Raw genomic sequence first — 24,667 nt, forward strand, 5'->3', positions numbered from 1 at the left:
CGACCTTTGCGTCTCCATTTGCCCTCGTGAAAAGCTGCCAGCCGCTCATGACATCAAACCGGGGCTCATTGCGATCGCAAAACGCGGAGTACGACGAGGCGTTGAGCCGAGAGAATGCCCTGTGATCGAACATAAGCCAGACAGCGAAAAGGGGCAGGTGTCGCCACCCTCCCCTCGACGCCATCGGCCCTGCGTAATCAGGCGGGCCGGATCAGAAGCGGTAGTTCGCGCTGACCGTGAAGTTGCGCGGCTCGCCATAGCGATATTGGCTGAACGAGCCGATCTGGCTGAAATAGGTCTTGTCCAGCAGATTATCGATATTGGCCTGCAGGCTCGCCCGATCGGTGACGTTGAGGCGCGCCATCAGGCTGACCAGAGCAAAACCATCCTGCTGGAAGCGGAACGCCGTCGTGGTGCCGGTGATCGTGCCGTTCGTGTAGCCTGAACTGCGATAGTTCACGCCGCCGCCAAAGGTGAAGCCCTTCAGGATCGTCGGGATCGTATAGGTCGAGAAGACCTTGAACACGCTGCGCGGCTGATCGGCATTGGCGTCGAGCCCGGCAGCCGTTTTGGCGCGGAACAGGCTGTAGCCGGCGTTCAGGTTCCAGTTCGGCAGCGGGCTGCCCGTCGCCTCAAGCTCGAAGCCTTCGCTCACCACGCCCCGCGCCCCCAGATAGGGCTGGTACAACTGGGTCGGCGTGACGCCCGGAATGGCGATCTGCGCGCCATCGACCTGCCCGAGATTGTCCTGCTCGATGCGGAACAGGGCGGCCGAGGTCTGCAACGCCTCGTTGAAGAAGGCGCTCTTCACACCGACCTCATAGGACTTGCCGGTGACCGGGTTGAGCTGGTTGTAATTCTTGTCGCGCAGGTTCTGCGGCTGATAGATGGTGGTGTAGCTGGCATACAGGCGATGGTTATGCGAAAGGTCCGCCAGCACGCCCGCATAGGGAATGAAGACGTCCTTGTTCCCGTAATTGCTGACCGTGCCATAAGCGATGCCGGTCTGCCGCCACGACGCGAGACGCCCGCCGCCGATCACCTTCAGCCAATCCGCCACATTGATGCGCAACGCGCCATAATAGCCGATCTGCTTGATCCGCTGCTTTTCCACGCCAACGTTGGGCGTCGTCGAGAAACCGGCATTGGGATAGGAATTGGCGTTCCAGGTGAGGAAGTCCCCGGCCGGCGGATAGCCGCCAAGCGGCGTGTAAGAGTCGGTGTGGCGGTTGATGACGCTGTTGAGATAGCCCAGCACCACTTCATGGTCGCGGCCAAAGACGGTCAGCTTGCCCTTCAACTGGGCATCGTAGCTGTTCTGAATGCTCTCGCCATAGGCCGAATAGGGGTTGCTGGCGAGGCCGAGGCCGGTCGTCTTGTCCACCTTGCCCGAGAGATACAGGATCTGGGTGAACTGCGTGTTGCGGTTGCGGTTGTAATTGCCGGTCAGGCTCCAGCCATTGCCGAAATTATGACTGATCGTGGCGAAGGCGGACTGATTGACCGTCTGCCAAGTCGTCCATGGCTGGGTGGTGGTCTTTGAGCGATCCCATTTGGCGACGGTGTTGTCGCTGTAGAAGGTTGGCAGGCTGCCCCAGAAGACGCCGTGGGGCGTGTTCTTCTGGTGGCTGAAGCCCACGCGCAGCAGCGTGTCCGGCGTGATGTCGGCATCGGCGACACCGTAGAGCACCAACTTCTTGTTCTTGTAGAAGTCGGTGAAGCTTTTGCCCTGTTCATAGCGAGCCACGCCGCGCACGCGGATGCGCCCTTCGGCATCCACCTTGCCGCCAACATCGCCCGACAGGCGCCAGGTGTCCCAGCTGCCATAGGCGGCGTTGGCGTAACCGCCCCACGTCGTCTTGTCGGCATGCTTGCGCACGAAGTTGATCGAGGCGGAGGGATCGCCCACGCCGCTCAGCAGGCCAGTGGCGCCGCGCACGATCTCCACGCGGTCATAGATCGACACGTCGGCGATGGTTTCGCCCCGGTCGCCGCCCAGCGCCCATGCGGTCGGCACGCCGTCGATCTGGGTGTTCTGGATCTGGAAACCGCGCGCATAGAAGGAGTTGCGGACGTCATCCGTTTCCTTGACGACCACGCCAATGCCGTTCTCGACCACGTCTTTCACGCTGATGAGGTTCTGGTCGAGGATGCGCTGGGCGGTCACGATGCTGACCGACTGGGGCGTCTCGCGGATGGTGAGACCAAGACCGGTGGCGGTGTTGATCTTGTTGGGGATCGTGTATTTGCCGCTGACGACGATGCCCGCTTCGTCCTCACTGGCTGGTGCGTCCTTTTCAGCAGGTGATGGCGCGGCGGCTGCAAGCGCCCAGTTCGGCGCTGCACATGCCACGAGCGCTACGCTCAGGCAGAGCTTGAATTTGGTTGTCAATGTCGTTCCCCGCTGTTCGTCATATCCATCGACGCCGCGACCAAGCGACGTTGGGGCGCGGCTATCGCTATTGATATTGGCTTTCAATAGCGTTTATGTATTTGCTATGCGGCATTCGCTGGAACGGTGATGCCGAGGGGCACAGGCAGGATAACCGCCGGACTATATCCATGGTTGACAGCGCGATGATATTGCAGCGCTGGGCAGGCGCTCCGGCAACAACCGCTGACAAACCTGACATACACCTGCCCAACACACCCCTGAAAGAGGCTGTTCGTTCATATGCCGTGCGACCGCCTGGGATGTGCAGTCCGATTGCCAGATAACTTTTGCCGATCTCTTTTGGGTATACTTATCAGAGACCAAGCATTCTGGGAGAACGCGCCTCCGGCAAAGCCGGGCCGGTTCACTCACCGTATGGAACCCATTGCGCAGATGAACCTTGCGCGCATCATGCTGCACTGCCACTACGCCGATGTGGCGGGCCGAGCCGGGGCGCCTTGTTGTGACGCACACACAACATCGCTGCCGGCATGGCCTCCATGGTGGCGAAAGGGCGACGGGTGAGCTACGAACACAGCAGCAGCAGTCAGAATTTTACGTTCCCCAATCCATTGCGGGAGCATAAATATTTTGTGGCCGCCGCCGCCGTGGTGTCTGGCCTGACGGGGTTGGTCGTGCTGTTTCAGGCGCGCGCGGCCTTGCATCAGAGCACCCATGGCCGCGCTCTGGGCGCAGCTTTGGTCGCCTTCGCGCTGATCGTTGTTGCCGGGCGGCTGTTGTTCCAGTTTTTCACACAATTGCGCTTCTTCTTCGGGCGGGGCAGGCCGATGGGGCTAGCGCCGCAGCTCGCGCCGGATCAGCTCGGCACAAGTCCTGGCGCCGAGAATTATATCAAGGAGACGCTGCGTCAGCAGGCTCTGGACTATCCCGAACCGCGCGATCCGCTCTCCAGCCTGCTCTACTATCTCATCCCGGACCTGCTCTACGCCCCCCGCCCGGTGCGCGGATTTGCCGAGCGGCAGTTCCAGTCAGGCATTCTGACGCTGGCCTTGCTGGCAGGTCTGCTGGTCATCGCTGTTTTGGGCAGCGGCAGCACCGAGAATGCGGCCAATGTGTCGAGCTGGGTGGCAATCATCCTGTTTCTGGCCTCGCTGCCCAGCCTGTGGAAGCCCAAATCCGGCAGTCCGGACACCGACGCCGCTTTGAGCGCATTGTCGGTGCCCAAGATGGCGGGGCTGATCGCCTTTTCCGTGCTGGGCCCGGTGGCGCTATCGCTGCTGGGCAGCATGCTGCCGCCACCGCCCATCGGCATCAGCACCGGCACGCTGTTCGTCCTGCTGCTGATGACGGTGGTGCTCCATGGGCTGTTCTTTGCAGCGGTCATTCGCCACATGATGGCAGCTCCGTCGACCACCGTCACGATGATCCAGGATACGTGGAACATCTCGGTCACCCCGGCGCTGATCTCCGCCGAATTCATGCGCGCCATGCAGGAGGCGTGGTGGGAAAAAATCCCCAACCGCCGCTATTGCCGGATCGACCCGGTGGTCAACCTTCAGCAGCGATCGGGCCAGTTCCACGGCAGCATGGTCGAGGAAACGCAGCCTGTGCCCTTCGTGCTCGGAGGCAAAGGCGCTGAACGCCCGTTCGCGTCAGGCAACCCTGTCATCATCAACATCATCAATGGCTATGCCCTGTTCCTCACCGTCATGGGGGCGATCGGCAGCTATGTGCTGGCGGACTCCCTGATCGCCGGCGGGCGGGATATTGGGTCGCTGCTGATCTCCACCCTGTTCTGCTGGGCCGTGTCCAAGGCGGCCTTCGACGTTGCCCGGTCGTTGACGCTAAGGTTCGATTTCCGCTCACAACTGATCTGGATGGAGATGAGCGGCACCTACAATGCCGCCGAGGTCGGTCAGGGCAATCGTTACACCTCCAACCTCCATTCCAGCAGCCAGGTCGTGCAGGTGGAGGGAATGACCTTCCGGCTCTGGGTGGCCGAGGTCCATTCGGTGGCGTTTGGCAAGGATGGGCCGCGCCAGATCGTCTCCATGCTGGGCGAACCCGACATGGCTGCCGCGCTTGCCGCCCGGCTACGAAACTTCATCACCAGCCAGGCGACGCTGATCTCCGTGGGCAGCGCGGGTGACCAGGAGCGCGCGGCGATCAGCAGCCAGATGAACGCGAACATGTATTCGGGCGGATCGGGCCCGGTGCAAGGCAATCTTCCGCTGTCATGACGTCGCGGGGCGGCTCATTCGCGTGAGCCACCCCGCGATACGAAGACCTTCCTCAGGCCTTCTTGCAATGCGACATGAAGGCCTTGCGCGCCTTGCCATGCACATTCTGGGCGTCAGCTTGCTTGGAACAGGCCAGCGACTTGGCCGTGCGGGGCGCCTGCCCATTCGCCGCAACGGCAGCGGGCTTGGTGGCAGGCACGGCCGCCTTTGGCGCAGGCTTCGCCGCAGGAGTGGGATGCGCGGCAGCCTTCATCCGGCTTAACATTGAAGGTTTGGCGGGCGCGGGGGAAGGCGCCTGCGACATGGCCGGACCCGACATGAGCCCGATGGCAACGGCCAGCAGTGTCAGCTTCGCTTTCATACTTCTTCCTCCCGATATGACGATCCGCGGCAGTTTAGCTCTCGATGTAAAAAAGGTATAGTCATCCTCGCCGCGCGCGTCGTTCGATGCCGTGTAAAAATGTGTTGGCCTCACCAGCCACGGTTCCAGCGGCACCATTCACGATCAGGCATCTTCGTAACGGCGCTGTTCGCAACGCGGCTCCTCATCGCGGCGCCATTGCCATTCGCAGCGCGCCTGCCAGTCACGCAAGACGGACTCCGCCAACAAAGCTGGCGTCCCGTGAAGGATCGTTGATCGGGAACGAGATCGCTTTCCCGCAACCCGTACTGCAAGGGAAAACGGGAAGGGCGGGTTCTGCCGAGGCCGGCGCTCAAGCCTCGGCGCGAGCGTAGCGGCGCGGAGCGCAGCCGATAACCCGCCGGAACGCCGTGTTGAAGGCGTTTTCGGACTCGTAGCCAAGCGCCCTCGCGATCGTGCCGAGCGTCTCCCGGCCAGCCGTGAGCCTGTCCCTCGCCAGCATCATCCGCCATCGGGTGAGATAACCGATTGGTGTTTCACCCACGCGCTCGCGGAAGCGCTGTGCGAAAATCGACCGCGACAGACCGGCATGGTTCGCCAACTCGGCCAGCGTCCAGCGGTGTGCCGGATCGGCGTGCATCGCTTCGATCGCCCGCCCGAGCTGCGGGTCGGCCAGCGCGTAGAGCAATCCTACGCGGTCGTTCGCCTGCCTTGCCAGATGGAGCCGGAAGGCTTGCAGCAGCATCAAATGCGCCAGGTGTCGGGCGGCCAGCGTCCCACCCGGTCGTCCTGCCCGCATCTCGGTCATCATCTGCGCGATGCACCACCGTAGCGCCTCGCGATCCTCGGCCTCGTAGAGGTGGATCAGGGCCGGCAGCGTTCCCAGCAAGACACCCGCCTTGCGGCTATCGACCTCGAAGCGGGTGCCGATAAAGGAGAAGTTCCCTCCCCCATTGTGGACGATCATGTCACCGGGGCGAGCGCGGCCAAGCACATCCGGCGCATGGACCGGCTCAAGCCCGAGGTCGCTGGCGAGTGTGAAAGGGCACCCGCTCGGCAATATGATGCAATCGCCCGCCGTAAGCTGAACCGGCGCCTCCATGCCGTCCACCGCCAGCCAGCAGCCCCCGGCCGTCACCGCATGACATTTAATGGTGCCGGGCCGATTGTCGAACCGGATGGCCCACTCACCTCCAGCGTCGACGCCTGCGGTCAGGTAGCTCTCGGGTTTGAGGATGGCGAGGATTTCGGACAGCGGGTCCATGAGCATTTCCGGACGATGGCGAAGGAATCGGAGACGATCAACGATAGCGCGTGCGGTCACGCCTGACTATCTCCGGGATCAATCAACCGGAGCCCTCACCTATGATCGTCGTCACCACGCCCACCGGCAACATCGGCCGCCATGTCGTCCGCCACCTCCTTGATGCCGGCGAAATGCTACGCCTGATTGTGCGCGATCCGTCCAAACTGGCGCTCGACGTGCGCGATCGGGTGGAGGTGGTGGAGGGCTCGCACGGTGATGCGGCCGTGGTCGATCGGGCCTTCCGGGGGGCGGAGGCCGTGTTCTGGCTCTGCCCGCCCACGCCATCACCGACGCCGGCGGCCGCGACCGTCGATTTCGCCCGGCCTGGCGCGGAAGCGATGCGACGTCATGGCGTAGCCCATATCGTCGCCGCCACGACGCTCGGCCGTGACACGCCATGGCAGGAGCGCGCCGGCAACGCGACAGGCTCGATCCACATGGTCGATCTGCTCCGCACGACCGGCGCGGCGGTGCGTGGATTGGCCCTTCCAGCGTTCATGGACAACGCCCTGCGGATGCTCGGAACGATCCGGCAAGGCTGGATGGCCGGACCTATCGCGCCCGACAAAAAACTGCCGCATACCGCGACCCGCGACACCGGCGCTGCCGCGGCCCGGCTTCTGATCGATCGGAGCTGGTCGGAACAGGAGGACGTGGCCGTCCTCGGGCCGGAGGAGCTGTCTTATGCCGATCTGGCGGCGATCCTGTCGGACGTGACCGGCCGCGAGGTCCGCTACGAGCATCAGAGCTACGAGGCGTACAAGGAAGCTGCGCTGGCACGGGGGCTCACCGACGCCTTCGCTCAAGGCTTTGTCGATATGCTACGTGCCAAGGAGGAGGGCATGGACAACGTTGCATCACGCGCCACGGCGATCATCGGGCCGACCAGCTTCCGTCAGTGGGTCGAAGAGGAGTTGCAGCCGGCTCTCGCCGGCTGACAGCATCGACAAGAGCATGGAGTTTGGTTGTAAGGCCGCCCGGGGGACGTGCCATACCATAATTGCTGGATACCCCTTTTTGCCCGTCGCACCGCGCTGGTGGACGCGCATGCACCCTCCGTTTCCGAAAACCGCCTGAATCACGCAAAGGCCGGCAACTCAACCCGATTTATGAGTCTGTGCCCCAGGGTAGTGTGGATCGCGCGGGCGGCCTGCTCTAAGGGAGCCGGGCATGAGCCGAATCCGCATCAAGTCCGCTATCGAAACCGACGCCGAAGAGCTGATCGCGGCCAACCGCAACAGCGTCGGGTTCCATGCGCCTTGGGTTCGTCCGTTCACGGACCGCACCGGCTTCGAAGCCTGGTTCGCAGGGCTCGACGGGACCCGCGCAGTCGGCCTGGTCGCCCGCAATGCCGCCAGCAATGCCCCCGTCGGCGTCTTCACCTTCAGCCAGATCGTGCGGGGGCCATTCCAGAGCGCCTATCTCGGCTTCTACGGATTGGAGGGGCAACTGGGACAAGGGCTGATTACGGACGCGCTGCGGGCCAGCATCGTCTACGCTTTCTCCCGGCTTGAACTGCACCGGGTGGAAGCCAACGTGCAACCCACCAACCATCGCTCGCTGGCCCTCGTCGCACGAGCGGGCTTTCGCAAGGAGGGCTATTCGCCCGCCTATCTCTACATTGACGGCGCCTGGCGCGACCATGAACGCTGGGCCATTCTCGCTGACTAAGCGGTCCTTCCCTAGCCCAAATGCGCTCCATGTCACGCCGGCCAGCGCGCAGGATCGCGGCGAGGTCGAGACGCTCGCCCGCACAACCCAGGCCGTCCCCCACGACAGCATCGAGATCGCCTGGGCCGTCGTCGAGCGATCCTTCGCATGAGCCACCCGTTTCCGCAGGCTCGTCAAAGATTACAAGCGATACGCCCAAACCTTTGCAGGCCTGCACCTTGTTATCTGCGCCACCATCATGTCAAAGCAAGCCGTCGCCATGATCGCAGCTTCATAAAAGCCTCTATTGCTCCGTTCAGATCTGGCTCAACCGTGACGCTTTCTGCCCTTCGAGCGATAAAGACCTAGCCAGTTTGCGCCCGACCTGCGTCAATGGTTGTTCCACCCAGCGCTGCAACATGTCAGCCGCGATGATTGAAAGCACGACGCCAATCCCAACGGACACTGGCAGTGGCAGCACTTCGCGTAGGGCTTGAACACATGCGGTTATACCAACGGCATGGATTAGATAGAGACTGTAAGAAATCCGGCCCAGATAAACCGGGATTCGGTAGGCGAGCAAAAGCGCCGATGTCGTTCCTGAAATGCTCAGCAAAACAAGACCTGCTGCGGCCACCCCATGCGCCAGCAGCCGAAGATTGCTTGAGACCGTAGCCCCTGCGCCACTGTAATCGGCTGCAGCGGCGGCACCAGCAAGGCAGAGCAGCCAGAGAATAATCCTGACAGGCTTCGGCGCGGAGCCAATTTTTCTCCTAAGCGGCGCAAGATGCAGCGCGATCAGGGCGCCGAATACAAAAAGAGCAAGGAACCGCGTGCTCGACAACAGTGAACTGACGAACCCAGGGGATGGGTGAATTGCGCCAGACAGAACCGATACTGCTGAAGTCGCGATGAGCGCTATGCGCCAGTTCCATAGGACCATGGCGATCAGGAACGGAAATAAGATGGAAATCCGCATCTCGTGGATCAAACTCCACATTGGCCCGTCGAGATCCGTGTGAGTTCCAGACATTGCGAGGTGCTGCCCCAGCATCGACGCCGACACAGGCGTGCCCCAATTGGCGTGGAAGGTGCTGGCAGCGCCCGAGACATAGTGATGGCCGATCGCAAGTAGCATGCCGGCTGAGGCGCATACGACCAGTGCAAACAGGGGCCAAATGCGAAAAAAGCGTTTTATGATGAACGGGATATAGCGATCACCATCACGATAAACGAAAGTCATCGCGAGAACGAGACCACTTAAAACAAAAAAGACGAGAACGGAGGCACTACCTGGAAATAATCTATGCAGAATCCCCATGCTTTGGGTGCATTCAAAATACTGAACGACGTGATGCAGGACAACGATCATCGCCGCCACTCCGCGAAGAGCATCGGCAGAATCAAGCCTGATTGTCGAATCTTTCTGCATTTAGCCCCCATGCAATTATGATGACGGCTAATCATATTTTTCTATTATCACAACGACGATTAGATACTAATACGAAGGTGTTACACGGCCAAAAATCCCAGGTGGCGTTGACAAAGTGGATTCGCAACCGACCTGATTTCTGATTCAGAGCCTCTCTTTGCGGCAGTGGAATGGCTCAGGGCGATCTGACCGACGAGGAATGGGATGTGATCGCGGGACTGCTTCCGTCGGCGCGAGGCCGTCAATCGCGGCCTGCTCATGACGACCGCCGCTTTCTCAACGGCATGCTGCATGTGTTGCGGGTCGGCTGGTGCGCTTCGTCTATATGTCGCTCTATCGCATGCATTTGCTGGCGGTGCATGGCTGGCTGCGCGGCACGGCGCTGATCCTCGTCAGCCACATCAACCGCTTCGTGCACCCCAAGCTGAAACTGCACTGACCGGCGCATGCCCTGTCAAAGCGGTATTTGCCCACCCCTTTGACCGCGTCGATGCGTCACGCTGTCGCATCCATCATCCCCCATGTCGCAGTCCTCTTGGTGGCGGCCCCGGGGCTATGCTCATCTCCCTCCATGCCGAACGAGTCGGCCGCTCAAGAACGGGCTTTAGGCTGATCCAGCGACCATCGGCGAAGAGCTGACCATCCCGAGCCTTCGGACGACGCAGGACAGCGCCTTTACCCTTCGCGGCATCGACAGCCAGATCTTCACGTCCGACGTGGACTCGTCCCTGGGCGTCATGGTGGATGTCATCTCGCTTGGCATCCCCGTTTTCATGAGCAACGCGGCCTTCGTCGACATGGAACAAGTCGAGGCCCTGACCCGATCAACCTGAGGATCGATGGCTCCGGTGCGGCGATCGACCCAGCCATGCAGCGAGCAGGCTGGGTGAAGGCCGACAATGTGTCGGTGGTGTCAGGCCCTAAATGTGATTTTGGGCCGCCCCTATCCCAAATGCTCTCGGGAGCCCGCTGTTCTTCAATGATAAGCAGCCGGACTTTGACTATTAGCATGATGAAGGCCGCAGTGCCGATCGGCGCCATCATGTCCGTTTCTGTAAGCTCGAGCCGAACCACTGGGTGACCTCGGCGACGTTCGACCGGGGGCGTCGGCATCAGCCTCTACACCCTGCAAATCACACATCATATTGGCACGACTGTGAATCAGGAGTGGGATACCGTCGCCAGAATTCCAGGCAATGGTCAGCCGATCTCGCTGACATAGCTGCCGTTGTCGGGCAAAATGCGCTCCCTAAAAGCAGCCATCCATTCACCCTAAACTGTTGCCTCTAACCCAGGCTTGCAAAGCGTCTCCAGCTTTCCGAAAGAAGGGTTGAGCAAAACATAGGACAATGCACTGTGGTGACCATTCGCGATGCGACGAAAGCCGCCTGAGTTTCGGTTACAACGCCATCCCGGGTCGTCAACAAGGAACCGACTGTTCGCTCCTATCTGCGAGAACGGGTGGAAGCCGCAGTTCGCGAGCTTGATTATCGCCCTAATCTGGCTGCGCGACGTCTTCGAGCATGTGTTCCTTCACCATCGGCATGATCGTGCCGCGCGCGGGCGTCGGCTATATCCCCCGCCTGATCGTCGAGCTTTCATGGATATTCCGGGCCAATGGCCATCAGCTGATCACGAAAGCGGTTGAATTCGTTGACCGTCTTCAGGCCTTCTCCAACCTGACCAAGGACGCGCTGCGTCCCGATGCCATCATCCTGCCCCCCCGCTTCAGCGATGGTGATCTGCTGAAGCGGTTTGAAGAGGAAGGTATTCCGCTGGTCCGGCTCACAGGCTCACCAGAGGGTTACGGCCTCTCCGTGCAGGTTGACGACCGGCCGATGGCGACCGAGATGGTCCAGCATCTGATCGGGCTCGGACATCAGCGCATCGGTATGATCGAATTTGTGTCGGGCAGCGAGGACGGCCGACGATTCCGTTCGTTGAGTTGGCGTTTCGAGGCAGGCGGCCGCTCCTTCGCCTTCACGGGCGACACCGGGCCAAGCGAAGCGGTCACGCGCTTTGCCTGAGGCGCCGACGTTCTGTTGAGCGAGATCATCGATCTGGATGCAATGCTGGCCAAGATCCACCTCCAGCCCTCCGATCTCGATGGGCAAAAATATGCTAGCATGGTCGAGCATCTTAGCCGCCACCATCTCCCTACGTGGGAAATGGGCAAAATGGCTGCCGCTGCTAGGGTGAAGGAGGTCGTGATCACCCATATCGTTCCCACCGATCCTTCCCCGGTTCAGGCCGAAAATCTGCGGCAAGGAATAATGCCCCATTTCAAGGGAACGATTACCATCGCCCATGATCTCAATAAGTTTTGATCCCTTCGACAGATCGGTCATTCGGGATTCTAAGAGGCCGCTCACAGGACTACCGTTCATTCAAAGCATTATCAAAACGAATACATCCTGGAGATCGAGTTTGGTTATCCCCATTCTACATTCAAGTGCGCAAATATACCATAAACGGAAATCCCCCTCATCGATTTCGAACGCCAGAATAATCTAGATTAAAAATAAAATTTCGGCATCCATGCCTCCAGTAAAAGAACAACTACTCATTCTGAAAAAATCGTGACGTTCTGCGAGGCTCATCCGATATTCAATAGGGTGTTCCCAGTTTAGAGAAGGCCTTCGTCAGCAAAGCAACATTTTCAGAATGGGGCGCACGCTCCTGCTCAAGCTGACCGAGACGCACGCTGGTTTCCACCACCAGCTTCACACGCTCATAGCGGCGCTCCATGAATTGCGCCAAGGCCTCCGGCAGGGTTGCCGCCCCCCCGATCTCCTGCCCCAGCACCACCGCATCCTCCAGCGCCATGCCACCGCCCATGCCCATATGCGCGCTGGTCGCATGCGCCGCATCGCCGATCAGCAGGATACGCCCCTTGTACCAGCGATCCTCCAGCAAAATCCATTCGAACTGGCGACCGATCAGTTCGGAGCTGTCCGTCAGCCGCGCGCGCAGTTCACGGATCGCAGGCGCCTGCATGGTATCGAGCAGACCGGTGAAGATCGCCCGCACCTCATCCTGCGAGTACCAGCGCGGCTCGGGTATGTTGATGACGGAGGGCACATAGGTACCGGCGCCCGGCAGATAATAGAAGCCCAGACGTCCGGCGGGCGAGGCATACCAGCCCTCATCCGGCACCGGTTCGCCCGGCACCATCCAGCGAATGCTGAGCTGCCCGGCGAATTTGGGCGCGGGCGCATCGGGAAAGACCTTCTCGCGCAGCTTGGAGCGAATGCCCTCCGCCCCGACCAGCAGATCATAGCGCCCCGTCTCGCCATCGGTGAAGGTGACGGTTACGCCGTCCGCATCCTCCTCGATGGTCTCATAGGTCACCCCCTTGCGGATCCGCACGCCAAGCCGCTCGGCATGGGCCTGCGCCACGGCGAGAAATGTGGGCCGGAACACACCGACGCCGGGCACCGCGCCGGGCCATGTCGGGCGTGCCGGGCCGGGGTTGAGGATCTCGCCCGTGGCGGCGCTACGGATGGAGACCGCCGTGTTGCCGGGCAGATCGGGCCTGCCTGTCGCATAGACCTCATCATAGATGCCCAGCTCGACCAGCGCCATCGCCGCGCGGCCCGAAAAGGCGAGCGAGGCGCCCAGCGCCTCATGCGAGAGTTCGACGACATCGACCGTGACGCCCTGCTGTGCCAGAGCGATGGCCGCATTCATCCCGGCAATGCTGCCGCCGACGATCAGGGCGGTTGAGATACAGGCCATCAGGGTTTCCTCTTTTTGAATGTGTCGAAGTGGGTGGCGCGCAACTGGTCGCCGCCACCCCGCATGATGGGCTTGCCATGCATCACGCAGATCTTGTCGAAGCTATAGCGCCTCAGCCGGTCCAGACTGGCCAGCGCGAGCTGCGGCTCCTCGGTGCCGACGGGCAGGGTCAGGCCGCGACGGTTGACACATGCATCGGCAGGAAACAGCACGCCGCCATGGCGCGCCCACAAAAAAGCGATCTGGCCCTGACAATGGCCCGGCAGATGGATCGTCGTCAGATCCGGGGCAAAGGCGGGGCTTTCTCCATCATCGAGGAAACGGTCCACCTTGACCGGCTCGACCCGGGCGACCTTGCCCGCCAGCAATTTGGCCAGAATGCGGTTGCGCCAGCCCGGCGAGGCGCACATCGGCTGGCGCATGGTGGTGCCGGCCTCCATCATTGGCGCGTCGAGCCGGTGCGCCCAGACCGTCGCCCCAGTGGCGCGCTGCAAGGCTGCGGCGCTGCCGATATGGTCAGGATGACAATGGGTCAGCAGCATATGCCGCACATCGGCCGAGGTCTTGCCGATCGCGTCGAGCGCGGCGAGGATTTTGGGTGTCCGCCCCGGAAAGCCGGTGTCAATCACGGCCAGCCCATCCTGCGTGTCGAGGATGTAGACATTGACCAGGCCGGGGATCAGCCACAGATCGCGTTCAAGTTGCTTCACGGCCATGGTCAGCCTGCCTTATCATGCATCGAAACAGCTGGCATCGGCCCCATCAAGCCATTGCCGCATGCTCTCCATCAAAGCATCCACCGCCGGGCCGCGCGTGCCCGGCAGGTCCTTATGCACCGTAAAGCCCAGCCTGGTCTGCAGATAGGCCAGATGGCGATAGCCCTGAGGGAAGGAGGCCAGCAGCGCCTCGTCCAGTTGCGGCACCTGCGCGGGATTGACCGGCGTAATACGGTCCAGCTCATAGATCGGCTGGCGGAACACCATGCCCCATTGGCCATCGCGCTTGTCCAGCGCATCGGCAAAGCGGCCGAGGCAGGTCACATCGACCTCCACCTCATCGAGCATGCCCCGCTGCACGATCTGCATTTTCGACTGGGCGATGGCCCGGCTGCCCCGCACATCCACGCTGATGCCGCCCAGCGCATGCAGCCCCACCATGCCCGCGTCGAACCCCTTGCGGCACCCGGCGATGAACTCGGCGGCGCTGGCGCGGAACCATGTGGCGGCCATGCGGCCATCATCGTGCCAGACGGTGGCAAAGCGTTCCCAATCACCGGCATCGCGCCACAGGACCCAGTTCTGCAGCAATTCGGCAATGGCCAGACGGTCCATCGCATCATCGATCCGCTCGGCGGCAGCTTGCGGCATAGGTGTCTATCCTCTCATGGCGGCCGCTTCATGGCATGGGCCGCTTGCTTGGCCTGCACCCTAGGCACAATGCAGACTTGCCAGAAGATGCGATTTGCATGAGGTTGTTACCCGGGAGATATAGGGAAGCCGGGCCATACCGGCGGGAGGAAACACCATAAAACTGCATCATCTGCGCAATGTCGTGGCGGTGGTCGAGCGCGGCAGCCTGCGTGCCGGGGCGCGGCATCTGGGGCTGGCGCAACCGGCGGTGTCGCGCAGCATCAAGGAGCTGGAGCAGGAACTGGGCGTCACCCTGTTCGAGCGCAACAAATTCGGCATGACGCTGACCCGGGCAGGCGAGGTTTTCGTGCGCCGCGCCAAGGGCATTCAGGCCGAATTCGCCCGCACGCTGGAGGAAATGGAGCATCTGAAGGGCGAGGATCGCGGCACAATCACCGTCGGCTGCTCCAGCGCGACGCTGATCGCCATGATCCCGGCAATCATGCCCCGCTTTCATGCGAAATATCCCAACATCCGCATCACCCTGCTCGAAGGGTCGCTGCCCATGCTGGAAAGCCAGCTGCGTGACGGGCTGGTCGATCTCTATTACGGCCCCGTGGTGACCGGCTTTGTCGACCCGGCGCTGACCATCGAAACCCTCTTCGAGAACGAACGCATCATCGTTGGCCGCCGCGACCATCCGCTGCGCCACGCCACCTCGCTGGAGCAGCTGGTGGGGGCCGAATGGGTGACCACGCCCATGGCAATCGACAGCGACAATGAAGTGAACAGCCTTTTCGCCTCCGCAGGGCTGCCAACGCCGCGCATCGCCATGCAGGCCTCATCAGCGATGAATCTGGCGGTGATCGTGGCCACCTCGCATCTGTTGGCCCCCGTTCCGCAACAATGGCTGCAGCTGATCCGCGAGACCGGCATGATGGAGCGCATCCCCGTGGACGGCCTGTCCAAAGCGCCACGCATCTGCGCTGTGCGCCGCGCCAATGTGCCGCTGACCCCTGCCTGCGACGTGTTCAACGATCTGGCGATGCGCGCCGCCGGGATCTACACCCACAAGCTGAAGGGCACTGCCTGATCCGGCCCGCCCGGCGATCGGGCCATCCTATACCTCGCAGGTAACAACATCGCTCGAATGTCATCTTCCCCGGCGGCGGCATAATCCGCATGTCATGATCCTGCCGAACGCCCGCAACGGAGCGATCGCGATGACAAGCCGCTACAAAAGCGGCGACAAGGAGGGGATCATGTCTGTTTCGCGCAAGAGCCGGCTGTTGCTGTCGGCAGCTGGTATGATGGTTCCAGCGCTCGCCCTGGCCCAGAGCGCGCCTGCCCAGCCGGCGCAGGCACATGCCGACAAGGACTCTGCAACGGCGCCGGCGCCCGAAACCGTTGGGCTCAAGGACATCATCGTCACCGCGCAGCAGAGGGGAGAAAGCCTGCAGAAAGCCGCCATACCCGTGGCGGTGGTCTCGGGCGCGGAATTGCTCAACACCGGAGTGCGTGGCGTTGAAACGCTGGGCAAGCTGGTGCCCGCGCTGGCGGTGGCCGGTGGCGGCCAGGGCAATCTGATTTTTATCCGGGGCGTGGGCAATTTCTCCTTCGTGGCCAGCAGCGATCCGGCGGCGGCCTACAATTACGACGGCATCTATGTCGGCCGGTCGAGCGCCACCTTCGGCACCTTTTACGATCTTGAGCGGGTCGAGGTACTCAAGGGGCCGCAGGGCACCCTTTATGGCCGCAATGCCACGGCAGGCGCAATCAACATCCTGCCCGCCCAGCCGCGCCCCGGCGAGACATCCGGCTATGCCACGGCCAGCTACGGCAATTACAATGAGGTGCAGGCCGAAGGCGCGATCAACCTGCCGATTGGCGAGAATGCCGCCTTCCGCGTCGCGAGCACCTACACGCGCCATGACGGCTATCTGCAGGACGGCACCCAGACCGACAATGCGGCAGGTGGCCGCGCGCAGCTGAAGGTCAGGCTGACCCCGGCCCTCACCGTGCGCGTCGAGGCCGATTATGCCCAGCAGCGCGGCATCGGCGGCGGGGCCAATTACATCGGCAAATATGCGCTCAACCCGGCAACCGGGCAATTTGTCGTCACACCGGCGGGTCTGCCAGTCGATGGCGGGCTGCTCAGCCCGGCGGCGCAAGCCTATCGCACCGCCAATGGCCTGGCGGGCAAGCTGGCAGGGCGCTCCCTCGATCCGCTGATTTCAACGCCCTATCAGCATAATGACGTCTATGGCGTGGCCGTGCATGTCGACTGGCAGACGCCGATCGGCACGGTCAGCGTCATTCCGGCGTGGCGCCATGCGCTCAAGAACAATCTCAACATCGAATCCGGGCAGGCTGTCGGCAACATTCAGCAGGCCGATCAATATTCCGCCGAAGCGCGTCTGGTCAGCACCGGCGGCAAGCTGCTCGACTATATTGCCGGCGCCTATTACTTCAGCGAACATCTGGATGATGACGTCCATAATTCATCCGGAGCGCTCGCCAATTTCAACATCAACCACTTCGCCACGCATTCGCCCTCCTTCTACGGACGGCTGACGCTGCATGCCACCAGCTGGCTGCGCTTCACCGGCGGCGCGCGCTACACCGAGGATCACAAAAGATTCTTCAATTCCCAGAACACCGCGCTGGCCGTGGTCTGCGCCGTGGCCGCCGCCTGCCCTGCCGCACCCTTGCTGCCCTATACGATGACGCTGGCGCAGCAGCCCCATGCGCCCGCTCTGGGCGGCGCGCCCGTGGCAGTCAGCCCCGGCGTGCTGGTGGCGCGCACCGATACCTATCCCGGCGGCACGCTGGGCACCAACAAGGTGACCTGGCGCGGCGCCATCGAGGCCGATGTGGCCCGCCATTCGCTGCTCTATGCCAGTGTCGAGACCGGCTATCGCGCGGGCGGGTTCAACGCCTTCAACACCTACAATCCGGAAAACATCACCGCCTATACGCTGGGGTCCAAGAACCGCTTTTTCAGCAACCGGCTGCAGCTCAACATCGAGGCATTCTGGTGGAAATACCGGGACCAGCAATTGAGCTATTTCGGCATCGACCCGACCGGGCGTCTGGGCGTCATCACCGAGAATGTCGGACGCTCGACCATAAAGGGCGTGGATGCCGAGGCACGCGCGCAGGTCACCCACACCACCTTGCTGACCGCCAATGTGCAATATCTCGACGCCCGCTATGACAGCTTCACCTATGTGTCACCGGCGCCCACCTTCACAGGCTGCGCGCAGGCCCCCACAGGCGCGCTCTACACCGTGGACTGCTCGGGCAGGCGGGCGATCAACTCGCCCAAATGGACGGTCAATCTGGGCATCGAACAGACCATTCCGCTGGGCGACCGGCAGATCACCCTGAGCGCCGACACGCAATATCGCTCCGGGCGCTACACTGGCTTCGACTATATCCCGCAGGAGTATGTCGACCATAGCTGGGTATCGAATGCCTCGGTCTCCTATGGCACGCGCGACGGAAAATATGTGATCAGCGGTTACATCCGCAACATCGGCAACAATCGCGCGCAGATCTATGGGACGCCGGTGCCCGGATCGAACCTGATCACATCGATCATCGCACCGCCGCGCACCTATGGCCTGCGGCTCTCCGCAAGGTTCTGAGACCTTTCACGACCGCTTCGCCCTCCCCATGGAACCGCCCCGGGCCGCGCCTTTCGCACACCGGGCAAACACAGGCCGACATGCCATGAGCGCCGCTCCGATCCACACCGTCCCCGACAATCCCCTGAACGACGCCCCCATGCGCCCGCGCCAGCTTCTGGTGCTGGGGCTGGCGGTCCTGCTGGCCGCGCTCGATGGCTATGATGCGCTGTCCATGGCCTTTGTGGCGCCGGTGCTGGGGCGGGACTGGCATATCGGCAAGGATGTGATCGGCCTGCTGCTGGCCAGCAGCCTGATCGGTATGGCGCTGGGCGCGGTGGCGCTCTCTCCGCTGGCCGACACATGGGGGCGGCGCAAGGTGGTGCTGGGCGCGATTGCGATCCTGACCCTGGGCGCGGCCATGTCGTCGCAGGCCGGTTCGGTCAGCGTGCTGGCCGCCTCACGCGGGCTGACGGGCATCGGCATTGGCGTGATGGTGGCAATGACCACGCTAATTTCGGCCGAATTCACCAATGCCCGCCGCCGCTCGCTGGCCGTGGCCGCCGTCGCCACGCTGGGCTTTCCATTGGGCGGAGTGCTGGGCGGCCTCTGTTCGGCAGCCATCCTGCGCGCGGCCAGTTGGCACTGGGTGTTTCTGGCCGGGGCGCTGTGCGGCGTGGTGCTGTTCGTGGCGGTGGCGCTGGCCTTGCCGGAATCGCCCGCCTTTATCCTCGCCCGCCGCGCCCCCGATGCTTTGAGCCGTGCCAACCTTGTGCTGGCACGGCTGGGCCAGCCTTGTATCGCCAGCCTGCCGCCCCGCGCCGATAAGGCACAGATACCCTATACCGCACTGTTCGCCCCCGGCCTTGGCGGCATCGTGGGGCGGCTGATGGGGGTTGCCATCCTCATCGCCACCACCTCCTATTACATCCTCAACTGGCTGCCACAGATCGTGGTCGATGCCGGCTTCACCCCAGCGCAAGGCAGCATGGCCTCGGCCTTGACAGGCTCCATCGGCTTTGTCGGCGGCGTAGGCTTCGCCTCCTTTACCTCGCACTTTCCACCCACAAAGGTCGCGGCAACTGCCATGGTCGGGGCAGCGCTGGCGTTGGTCGCGTTCGGCCTGGTGCCGCCGGTCATTGTTCTTTTTGTCATTGCTGGTGGCATACTTAGCTTTTGCCTCGCCGGCACCACGGGCCTGCTTTACGCCATCATGGCCGACAGCTTTCCCGCCGCTCTGCGTGCTTCGGCCATGGGGCTGGTGATGGGGTCGGCCCGGACCGCCAGTGCAAGCGGCCCTGCCATCGCGGGCATCTTGTTCGCCCATGGCATGTCGCGCGCCAGTGTTTCGCTGATCTTCGCCGTAGGACCGTTGATAGCGGCCGCGCTGATCGCCTCTTTCCGGAGTCGTCCGATCGTGTTTCAAGATGTCTTGTCATGACCGAGACCAGCTATGAGCTGAACGACACCGAGAAAAAATGTATATATTATCTGCCGATATGAATACTGCGCCATCCCAAACTCCGCTGGGAAGATAGAGATTGACGACCACTCTGTCATTCCGATGCTTGGATTGTTGAGCACTCAAATTCAATTCTCCAATCTCACGCATCGCGCAAAGCAGGGGCACCCACAGATGACATGGGGGATCTTTCATCATCTCGGCATCCTCAATGCTTTTCATGCCCCTTCACAGACAGAGTCCGTCGCGCCGTCATCCGCTGAAAAGCTGCCACTCACACCTCGGTGCGATTCCTCTGAAAGCCGCTGTCTGTTCAGTTGGTCATTTGTCTTCTGCACGGACTCGATCGACTTTGCAACGTGAGAAGCCGCAACTATGCGGTCAGATCACCCTATTTGAAAAGTTATTTTATTACAATATAATAGCCCGTCGCGACTTGGGAGAGGGCATCACACCGACCTCTTTTGTCGGAACCCAACCATCCATTCGAGACTTGTCCGATAATTGTATGCGCTCGATGATCTCGGCGTGACATCAACCTCGCTGGCATGAAGGGGCATATCGATGGAAGTTTCGTCCCCTGCGATCCTCGTGGTCGAGGATGAACCGATGCTTCGCATGACGGCGGTCGATCTGATCGAGAGTGCTGGATTTATCGCCATCGAGGCTGCGAATGCCGACAAGGCGCTCGCGCTGCTGGATCAGCATCAAAACGTCCAGCTCGTCTTCACCGACATACAGATGCCGGGCTCGCTCGATGGCCTTGCGCTGGCCGCGCATGTCCGGAAAACGAACCCGTCTGTCGGCATCATCGTGACGTCCGGGCTCATATCCCCGGAACCGGAAGCGTTACCAGAGCGAACGGCCTTTCTCCCCAAGCCCTATCATGAGCATCACGTTATGGGGCTTATCCGAAGCATGATCGCCTGATCCGGGCCTCTGGCTATGCTGAGGAGGACTGCAGGCCGTGCCGGGCTTCCTCGATCCTCATCGCCAGACTGGCCAGGCTGGCGGGCTTGCGGACCATCGGCACCGTCTGCAGCCGCTGCGGAATCATCACCGTATCGCCGTAGCCGGTGGCAATTACGAAGGGCACGCCGATGGCTGCGAGGTGTTGTGCCACCTGCTCGGAGGTGCCCTCCCCCAGATTGAAATCAAGCACGGCCACATCCGGGCGGAACGCGCCCAGGGTCAGGATCGCATGGGTCGCATCGGGTGACAGGCGCACGTCGCGCGCGCCCAGTTGCCGCAGCATGGCTTCGGTATCCAGCGCAATCAGCGACTGGTCCTCGACCAGCAGCACCGCCATATCAGCCAACGGCCTGTCCGGCACGACCGCCGTTGGCAGCTGGCGCGGAGGACCATTCTCCCCCGGCGCCAGATGCCGGCCCGGCACCACCAGACGGGCCCGCAGACCTGTGGCTGCATAGTCCATGTCAGCCCGGCCACCCAGATCATAGACCAGCGTCGTCTGGATCAGGCGCGAGCCGAAGCCGTTGCGCGTCGGCTGCGTGACCACCGGTCCGCCGCTTTCCGACCAGTCAATGCAGCAATCACCCTGCTCGCCAAGCGTCCAGGTGATATCCAGTTGGCCCTGAGGCGTGGAAAGGGCGCCATATTTCGCGGCATTGGTCATCAACTCATGCACCACCAGCGCCAACGCGCCAAAGGCCCGGTCGTTCAGCCCGATGCGCGGGCCCCTCGCCACCACCCGGTTCGGCGCCGACCCGAAGCGGTGCAGCCCCGCCTCGGCCTCGATCAGCGTTTCCAGATCGCCGCCCACCGTGGCGCTGAGCGACTGGTCATGGGCGAAGGCCAGCGCCCGCAACCGCCCCTCCAGCGAGGCGGAATAATCGGCGACGCTCTGTGCATGGGCGCCGGTCTGCAAGGCGATGGATTTGACCAGCGTGATGATGTTCTTCACCCGGTGGTTGAGTTCATCATTCAGCACCCGGCGGCGATGCTCCATCTGCCCGCGCTCTTCCGCGCTGGCCTCGGTCTGCTTCAGGAAGACGTCGCGCAGATAGGTGCGCACCGCCTCGCCGATCACCAGATCGCTTTCCGACCAGGGGCGCGACTGGCCGCGCACATCCTCGCGCCATGTCTCGAAACTGCCGCGCGGGGTCAGGCGGTCGCCCTGCGGGGTCGTCACCTTGCGCTTGACCGGCTCACCCGCCCATTCGACCTGATGCGCTTCCTCACTGCGGAACAGCATCAGATAGTCGCGCGGGGTGGAGGTCAGGGGAATTGCCAGCACGCCCGCCACATCCGTGCCGAAACCGGGCAGGCCAGTCTGCCGCCCCAGATCCGCCGTGGACCACAGGCCCAGTCGCGCACTGATCCCGGTCTGGGCGTGGTGCTGCCCTTCGCCCGCCAGATGGCGCACCAGCGCCAGCGCCTCGGCCTCGCCGGGCGCCGCCCCGCAGGCGGTCCAGCTGTCATCCATCCACAGCCCCACACCCTGGCAGTCGAGCAATGTACCGAAATCCTTCAGATGGGCGCGCAGCCCTTGCGCCAGCGTCTCGTCCATCGACAGACCCGACAGAATGCGGTCGAGCCTTTCGCGCGCCAGACCCGAAGCCACGATCTGCGCACGCCGCTCGGCCACGGAAATCTGGAGCGAGACATATTGCCCGAACAGCTCCGCCCCGATGCGCAGCGGAATCGGCACCATGCGCGGAGCATCATGATGGCACGAGATCAGCCCCCACAGCGCACCGTCGATGATGATCGAGATCGACAGCGAGGCGCCCACGCCCATGTTCTGCAGATATTCGCAATGGATCGGCGAGACCGAGCGCAATTGCGCGAAGGACATGTCCACGGGCTGCTCCCCGGCCCGCAAGGCAGGCACCAGCGGCACCGGCCGATAGGCGGCATCGCCGATCATGCGGATCGCGTTCAGTTCATACAGGCGCCGGGCCTGATAGGGAATGTCGGAGGCCGGGAAATGCTGGCCCATGAAGCTCTGCAGATCGTGACGTTTGGCCTCTGCGATGACCTTGCCCGCGCCATTGTGCAGGAACTGATAGACCATCACCCGGTCATAGCCCAGCATCGCCCGCACCAGCTTGGCGGTCGACCGGGCAAGACTCTCGACGTCGGTCTCCATGGCGATGCGCCGTATCAGGCCCTGCGTCAGGTCGAGGGCGTCCTTGGCGCTCTGTCCACCGTCGATGGCTGGCTCAAGCTCGATGAACACCCGGTTCTTGTATTGATGGACGATCACGTCGAGCGGATGCTCGGCATGGGCCAGCCTCATGCCCAGCTCCACCCCGGCGATCTGCCCCCCACCTGCCTTGGCGGCGGCATTGCGAATGTCATGGGCGGGCCCGTCCCCCAGGATCTCGCCCAGGGCCATGCCCGGCGCGAAGGGGCCAGTGTAGCCGGTGATCTCGGGCAGATTGTCCGAGGCGTAAAGCGCGGTGAAACGGTCAGCGCTGACCACCAGCATCGCACCATGGGGCTGAATGCTGCCGGGAATATGGATGGGTTCGCGGTCGCAGTTGGTCAGGTCCACCTTGCCCCCGAACGGTGCGCCGGCATGGCCCTCGTCGGTGTAGGGAGGCGAAGGTGGAAGCATGGGATATCTCTTTGGAACAGGGCCAGGCATGGAGGCCCGGCCATCGACGACAAGAAAGCGGCATTGCGCCAGAGCCGGTTGCAGATCTTTGCGGTGGTTGAAATGTAAATTATCCGCCCGACAGGCTGCGGCAGGAGTGCGCTATGTTCACGAGTAACATAAGGCGCACCCTGCGTCTGTCCACTTGTGAACATTCCTGCCCGCCAAACATTTGAAGCGACAAGGAGAGTTCGATGTCCGCCCCCTTGCTTGAAGATCTGTCCCGCAACGCTCTGCTGGCGACGCTGAACGAAGACGACCGGCGGCGCCTGATGCCGCACATGCTGGTGTTCGAGATGCGCAATGGCGACCTGCTACAGGAAGCCGGCGAAGAGGTGATCCATACCTGGTTCCCCTGCGGCCCGGGCATGGCGGCTTTCAGCGTCGCCACGCATGACCACGCCATGGCCGTCGAGGTGGCGCTCGTGGGGCGCGAAGGGGCCATTGGCGGCATCGTGTCCAACGGGCATGTCCCGGCCTTCGCCACGGCGCAAGTGCGCTATGGCGGGCGCTTTCTTCGGATCAAGACAGCCGCGCTGGAGCAGCTGAAGCTCGACTCCATCTCGCTGCGCCACTGGTTCTCGCGCTATTCCGACTGCTTGCTGGCGCAAGTGTTCCAGACAGCAGCCTGCAACGCCACCCACACCATTGCGCAGCGCACGGCGAAATGGCTGCTGGCCGCCATTGCCCGTACCGGCGATTGCCAGTTCGAGATGACTCAGGAGCAGCTTGCCGAGATGCTGGGGGTGGGCCGCACCTTCGTGACACGGGTCGTGAGCAGGCTGCGACAGGACGGTACGATCGAGACGCGACGGGGCGTCATCATCGTCCGGAATGAAGAGATCCTGCGCCGCACGGCCTGCACCTGCACCGCAACGATCGAAAACCATTTCGACACGGTGCTGCACGGTATCTACCCTGTTGCCTGAACCGCGGCCGGGCGTATTCTCGATCTCCCGCCGGGGCCCTCCGCCCTGGCTGACCACGGTTTGTGAGCGTTCCATGTCTGGCTACAGTCCCATCGCCATCGATGCGGCGGCACACGTCGTCCAACTCGCCCTGACGCCGATTTTCCTGCTGACCGGCATTGCCTCGCTGCTGAACGTCTTTTCCACGCGGCTCGGGCGGATCGCCGATCAGGTCGACAAGCTGGTCGACGACGTGCAGCGCAATCCCCGGCGTCTGGCCCGGCTGCGTCTGCGCTCACGCGTGCTGGATTCCGCTGTGCTGCTTGCCGCCATCGCGGGCGCTTTGACCTGCGCTGCGGCCATGACACTTTTTGTCGGCGAAATCGGCACGGGCAGCGCTGGTCGCTTGTTGTTTGCCCTGTTCGGCGGCGCGCTGGCCTGCTCCATCGCCGCGCTGGGCGCCTTCAGCGCTGAGATGATCCTGGCTGGCAAAGGCACGCGCGAAAGAGCGGAGGGCGACGCGGGTGATCAGTAATTTCGGCAAGCCAGTGCCATCGCGCTACGATACAAGACAT

At 62.5% G+C, this 24,667-nt stretch carries 20 protein-coding genes and 4 pseudogenes; 15 read left to right on the forward strand and 9 right to left on the reverse strand.

What is annotated here, in order from left to right; genetic code table 11:
• Positions 1 to 211: 211 nt before the first annotated feature.
• Positions 212 to 2,392 carry a TonB-dependent siderophore receptor gene (locus tag HGK27_RS21360; protein WP_241127712.1) on the reverse strand — a complete coding sequence of 727 codons (2,181 nt, stop codon included), beginning with the start codon at positions 2,390 to 2,392 and terminating at the stop codon, positions 212 to 214.
• Between the two features lie 563 nt (positions 2,393 to 2,955).
• Here HGK27_RS21360 and HGK27_RS21365 point away from each other — a divergent pair.
• On the forward strand, positions 2,956 to 4,635 hold the full coding sequence (locus HGK27_RS21365; protein WP_206244835.1) for a hypothetical protein: 1,680 nt from the start codon (positions 2,956 to 2,958) through the stop codon (positions 4,633 to 4,635).
• 52 nt (positions 4,636 to 4,687) lie between these two features.
• Here the strand turns inward: HGK27_RS21365 and HGK27_RS31105 are convergent, their stop codons facing one another.
• A complete protein-coding gene (locus tag HGK27_RS31105; protein ID WP_241127713.1) occupies positions 4,688 to 5,134 on the reverse strand; it encodes a PsiF family protein in 447 nt (148 codons plus the stop codon).
• A 214-nt stretch (positions 5,135 to 5,348) separates the two neighbouring features.
• Positions 5,349 to 6,260, reverse strand: a complete 912-nt coding sequence (locus HGK27_RS21375) for an AraC family transcriptional regulator (RefSeq protein ID WP_206244836.1) — start codon at positions 6,258 to 6,260, stop codon at positions 5,349 to 5,351.
• A gap of 101 nt (positions 6,261 to 6,361) precedes the next feature.
• Here HGK27_RS21375 and HGK27_RS21380 point away from each other — a divergent pair, with 101 nt between their 5' ends.
• Positions 6,362 to 7,240 (forward strand): NmrA family NAD(P)-binding protein, encoded by an 879-nt coding sequence (locus HGK27_RS21380; protein ID WP_206244837.1) that lies wholly within the window; start codon positions 6,362 to 6,364, stop codon positions 7,238 to 7,240.
• Here the strand turns inward: HGK27_RS21380 and HGK27_RS31110 are convergent.
• Positions 7,233 to 7,354, reverse strand: a pseudogene (locus HGK27_RS31110) (IS5-like element ISRhru5 family transposase); the annotation flags it as partial. The gene HGK27_RS21380 and the pseudogene HGK27_RS31110 overlap by 8 nt on opposite strands.
• A gap of 118 nt (positions 7,355 to 7,472) precedes the next feature.
• On the opposite strand from HGK27_RS31110, the gene HGK27_RS21385 reads away from it, so the two are divergent.
• Positions 7,473 to 7,973, forward strand: a complete 501-nt coding sequence (locus HGK27_RS21385) for a GNAT family N-acetyltransferase (RefSeq protein ID WP_206244838.1) — start codon at positions 7,473 to 7,475, stop codon at positions 7,971 to 7,973.
• A gap of 295 nt (positions 7,974 to 8,268) precedes the next feature.
• Here the strand turns inward: HGK27_RS21385 and HGK27_RS21390 are convergent, their stop codons facing one another.
• Positions 8,269 to 9,384, reverse strand: coding sequence for an acyltransferase family protein (locus HGK27_RS21390; protein ID WP_206244839.1), 1,116 nt, complete (start codon positions 9,382 to 9,384; stop codon positions 8,269 to 8,271).
• Between the two features lie 170 nt (positions 9,385 to 9,554).
• On the opposite strand from HGK27_RS21390, the pseudogene HGK27_RS31520 reads away from it, so the two are divergent.
• The 6 genes and pseudogenes from HGK27_RS31520 to HGK27_RS21415 all read left to right on the forward strand — a co-directional run.
• Positions 9,555 to 9,692 (forward strand): annotated as a pseudogene (locus HGK27_RS31520) (transposase); the annotation flags it as partial.
• A pseudogene (locus HGK27_RS21400) lies at positions 9,680 to 9,823 on the forward strand (FAD-dependent oxidoreductase); the annotation flags it as partial. The pseudogenes HGK27_RS31520 and HGK27_RS21400, both read left to right, overlap by 13 nt.
• Before the next feature lie 417 nt (positions 9,824 to 10,240).
• Positions 10,241 to 10,465 (forward strand): hypothetical protein, encoded by a 225-nt coding sequence (locus HGK27_RS31455; protein ID WP_407674707.1) that lies wholly within the window; start codon positions 10,241 to 10,243, stop codon positions 10,463 to 10,465.
• 362 nt (positions 10,466 to 10,827) lie between these two features.
• Positions 10,828 to 10,932: pseudogene (locus HGK27_RS31125) on the forward strand (hypothetical protein); the annotation flags it as partial.
• Positions 10,929 to 11,411, forward strand: coding sequence for a type 1 periplasmic-binding domain-containing protein (locus tag HGK27_RS21410; RefSeq protein WP_206244840.1), 483 nt, complete (start codon positions 10,929 to 10,931; stop codon positions 11,409 to 11,411). The pseudogene HGK27_RS31125 and the gene HGK27_RS21410, both read left to right, overlap by 4 nt.
• Positions 11,412 to 11,426: 15 nt before the next feature.
• Positions 11,427 to 11,711 carry a hypothetical protein gene (locus tag HGK27_RS21415; RefSeq protein WP_206244841.1) on the forward strand — a complete coding sequence of 95 codons (285 nt, stop codon included), beginning with the start codon at positions 11,427 to 11,429 and terminating at the stop codon, positions 11,709 to 11,711.
• 280 nt (positions 11,712 to 11,991) lie between these two features.
• Here the strand turns inward: HGK27_RS21415 and HGK27_RS21420 are convergent, their stop codons facing one another.
• The 3 genes from HGK27_RS21420 to HGK27_RS21430 are packed head-to-tail and all read right to left on the reverse strand — an operon-like array spanning position 11,992 to position 14,489.
• Positions 11,992 to 13,122, reverse strand: a complete 1,131-nt coding sequence (locus tag HGK27_RS21420) for an FAD-dependent monooxygenase (RefSeq protein ID WP_206244842.1) — start codon at positions 13,120 to 13,122, stop codon at positions 11,992 to 11,994.
• Positions 13,122 to 13,838: an MBL fold metallo-hydrolase gene (locus HGK27_RS21425; protein WP_206244843.1), complete on the reverse strand. Its 717-nt coding sequence runs from the start codon at positions 13,836 to 13,838 to the stop codon at positions 13,122 to 13,124. The genes HGK27_RS21420 and HGK27_RS21425 overlap by 1 nt, the downstream gene beginning before the upstream one ends.
• A 15-nt stretch (positions 13,839 to 13,853) precedes the next feature.
• Positions 13,854 to 14,489 carry a nuclear transport factor 2 family protein gene (locus tag HGK27_RS21430; protein WP_206244844.1) on the reverse strand — a complete coding sequence of 212 codons (636 nt, stop codon included), beginning with the start codon at positions 14,487 to 14,489 and terminating at the stop codon, positions 13,854 to 13,856.
• Positions 14,490 to 14,673: 184 nt separating this feature from the next.
• Here HGK27_RS21430 and HGK27_RS21435 point away from each other — a divergent pair, with 184 nt between their 5' ends.
• The 4 genes from HGK27_RS21435 (at position 14,674) to HGK27_RS21450 (ending at position 20,492) form a co-directional block, all read left to right on the forward strand.
• Positions 14,674 to 15,564, forward strand: coding sequence for a LysR family transcriptional regulator (locus HGK27_RS21435; RefSeq protein WP_206244845.1), 891 nt, complete (start codon positions 14,674 to 14,676; stop codon positions 15,562 to 15,564).
• Positions 15,565 to 15,733: 169 nt separating this feature from the next.
• Positions 15,734 to 18,121, forward strand: a complete 2,388-nt coding sequence (locus tag HGK27_RS21440; RefSeq protein ID WP_206244846.1) for a TonB-dependent receptor — start codon at positions 15,734 to 15,736, stop codon at positions 18,119 to 18,121.
• An 85-nt stretch (positions 18,122 to 18,206) separates the two neighbouring features.
• Positions 18,207 to 19,541 (forward strand): MFS transporter, encoded by a 1,335-nt coding sequence (locus HGK27_RS21445; RefSeq protein WP_206244847.1) that lies wholly within the window; start codon positions 18,207 to 18,209, stop codon positions 19,539 to 19,541.
• A gap of 585 nt (positions 19,542 to 20,126) precedes the next feature.
• Positions 20,127 to 20,492, forward strand: a complete 366-nt coding sequence (locus HGK27_RS21450) for a response regulator (RefSeq protein WP_206244848.1) — start codon at positions 20,127 to 20,129, stop codon at positions 20,490 to 20,492.
• 13 nt (positions 20,493 to 20,505) lie between these two features.
• Here the strand turns inward: HGK27_RS21450 and HGK27_RS21455 are convergent, their stop codons facing one another.
• Complete coding sequence (locus HGK27_RS21455; RefSeq protein WP_206244849.1) at positions 20,506 to 23,145, reverse strand: HWE histidine kinase domain-containing protein; 2,640 nt, start codon at positions 23,143 to 23,145, stop codon at positions 20,506 to 20,508.
• A gap of 233 nt (positions 23,146 to 23,378) precedes the next feature.
• On the opposite strand from HGK27_RS21455, the gene HGK27_RS21460 reads away from it, so the two are divergent.
• Both HGK27_RS21460 and HGK27_RS21465 read left to right on the forward strand, forming a co-directional pair.
• A complete protein-coding gene (locus HGK27_RS21460; RefSeq protein ID WP_206244850.1) occupies positions 23,379 to 24,113 on the forward strand; it encodes a Crp/Fnr family transcriptional regulator in 735 nt (244 codons plus the stop codon).
• A gap of 73 nt (positions 24,114 to 24,186) precedes the next feature.
• On the forward strand, positions 24,187 to 24,627 hold the full coding sequence (locus tag HGK27_RS21465; protein ID WP_206244851.1) for a DUF2721 domain-containing protein: 441 nt from the start codon (positions 24,187 to 24,189) through the stop codon (positions 24,625 to 24,627).
• Positions 24,628 to 24,667 lie beyond the last annotated feature (40 nt).

The organism is Novosphingobium terrae, assembly GCF_017163935.1.
Lineage (GTDB): Bacteria > Pseudomonadota > Alphaproteobacteria > Sphingomonadales > Sphingomonadaceae > Novosphingobium > Novosphingobium terrae.

Excerpts from the sequence above, each read along its gene's own strand:
- HGK27_RS21410 (WP_206244840.1), top strand. The coding sequence starts at position 10,929 with ATGATCGTGCCGCGCGCGGGCGTCGGCTATATCCCCCGCCTGATCGTC.
- HGK27_RS21460 (WP_206244850.1), top strand. The coding sequence starts at position 23,379 with ATGTCCGCCCCCTTGCTTGAAGATCTGTCCCGCAACGCTCTGCTGGCG.
- HGK27_RS21380 (WP_206244837.1), top strand. The coding sequence starts at position 6,362 with ATGATCGTCGTCACCACGCCCACCGGCAACATCGGCCGCCATGTCGTC.
- HGK27_RS21420 (WP_206244842.1), bottom strand. The coding sequence starts at position 13,122 with ATGGCCTGTATCTCAACCGCCCTGATCGTCGGCGGCAGCATTGCCGGG.
- HGK27_RS21385 (WP_206244838.1), top strand. The coding sequence starts at position 7,473 with ATGAGCCGAATCCGCATCAAGTCCGCTATCGAAACCGACGCCGAAGAG.
- HGK27_RS21450 (WP_206244848.1), top strand. The coding sequence starts at position 20,127 with ATGGAAGTTTCGTCCCCTGCGATCCTCGTGGTCGAGGATGAACCGATG.
- HGK27_RS21430 (WP_206244844.1), bottom strand. The coding sequence starts at position 14,489 with ATGCCGCAAGCTGCCGCCGAGCGGATCGATGATGCGATGGACCGTCTG.
- HGK27_RS21455 (WP_206244849.1), bottom strand. The coding sequence starts at position 23,145 with ATGCTTCCACCTTCGCCTCCCTACACCGACGAGGGCCATGCCGGCGCA.
- HGK27_RS21440 (WP_206244846.1), top strand. The coding sequence starts at position 15,734 with ATGTCTGTTTCGCGCAAGAGCCGGCTGTTGCTGTCGGCAGCTGGTATG.
- HGK27_RS31105 (WP_241127713.1), bottom strand. The coding sequence starts at position 5,134 with ATGGTGCCGCTGGAACCGTGGCTGGTGAGGCCAACACATTTTTACACG.
- HGK27_RS21445 (WP_206244847.1), top strand. The coding sequence starts at position 18,207 with ATGAGCGCCGCTCCGATCCACACCGTCCCCGACAATCCCCTGAACGAC.
- HGK27_RS21390 (WP_206244839.1), bottom strand. The coding sequence starts at position 9,384 with ATGCAGAAAGATTCGACAATCAGGCTTGATTCTGCCGATGCTCTTCGC.
- HGK27_RS21425 (WP_206244843.1), bottom strand. The coding sequence starts at position 13,838 with ATGGCCGTGAAGCAACTTGAACGCGATCTGTGGCTGATCCCCGGCCTG.
- HGK27_RS21375 (WP_206244836.1), bottom strand. The coding sequence starts at position 6,260 with ATGGACCCGCTGTCCGAAATCCTCGCCATCCTCAAACCCGAGAGCTAC.
- HGK27_RS21465 (WP_206244851.1), top strand. The coding sequence starts at position 24,187 with ATGTCTGGCTACAGTCCCATCGCCATCGATGCGGCGGCACACGTCGTC.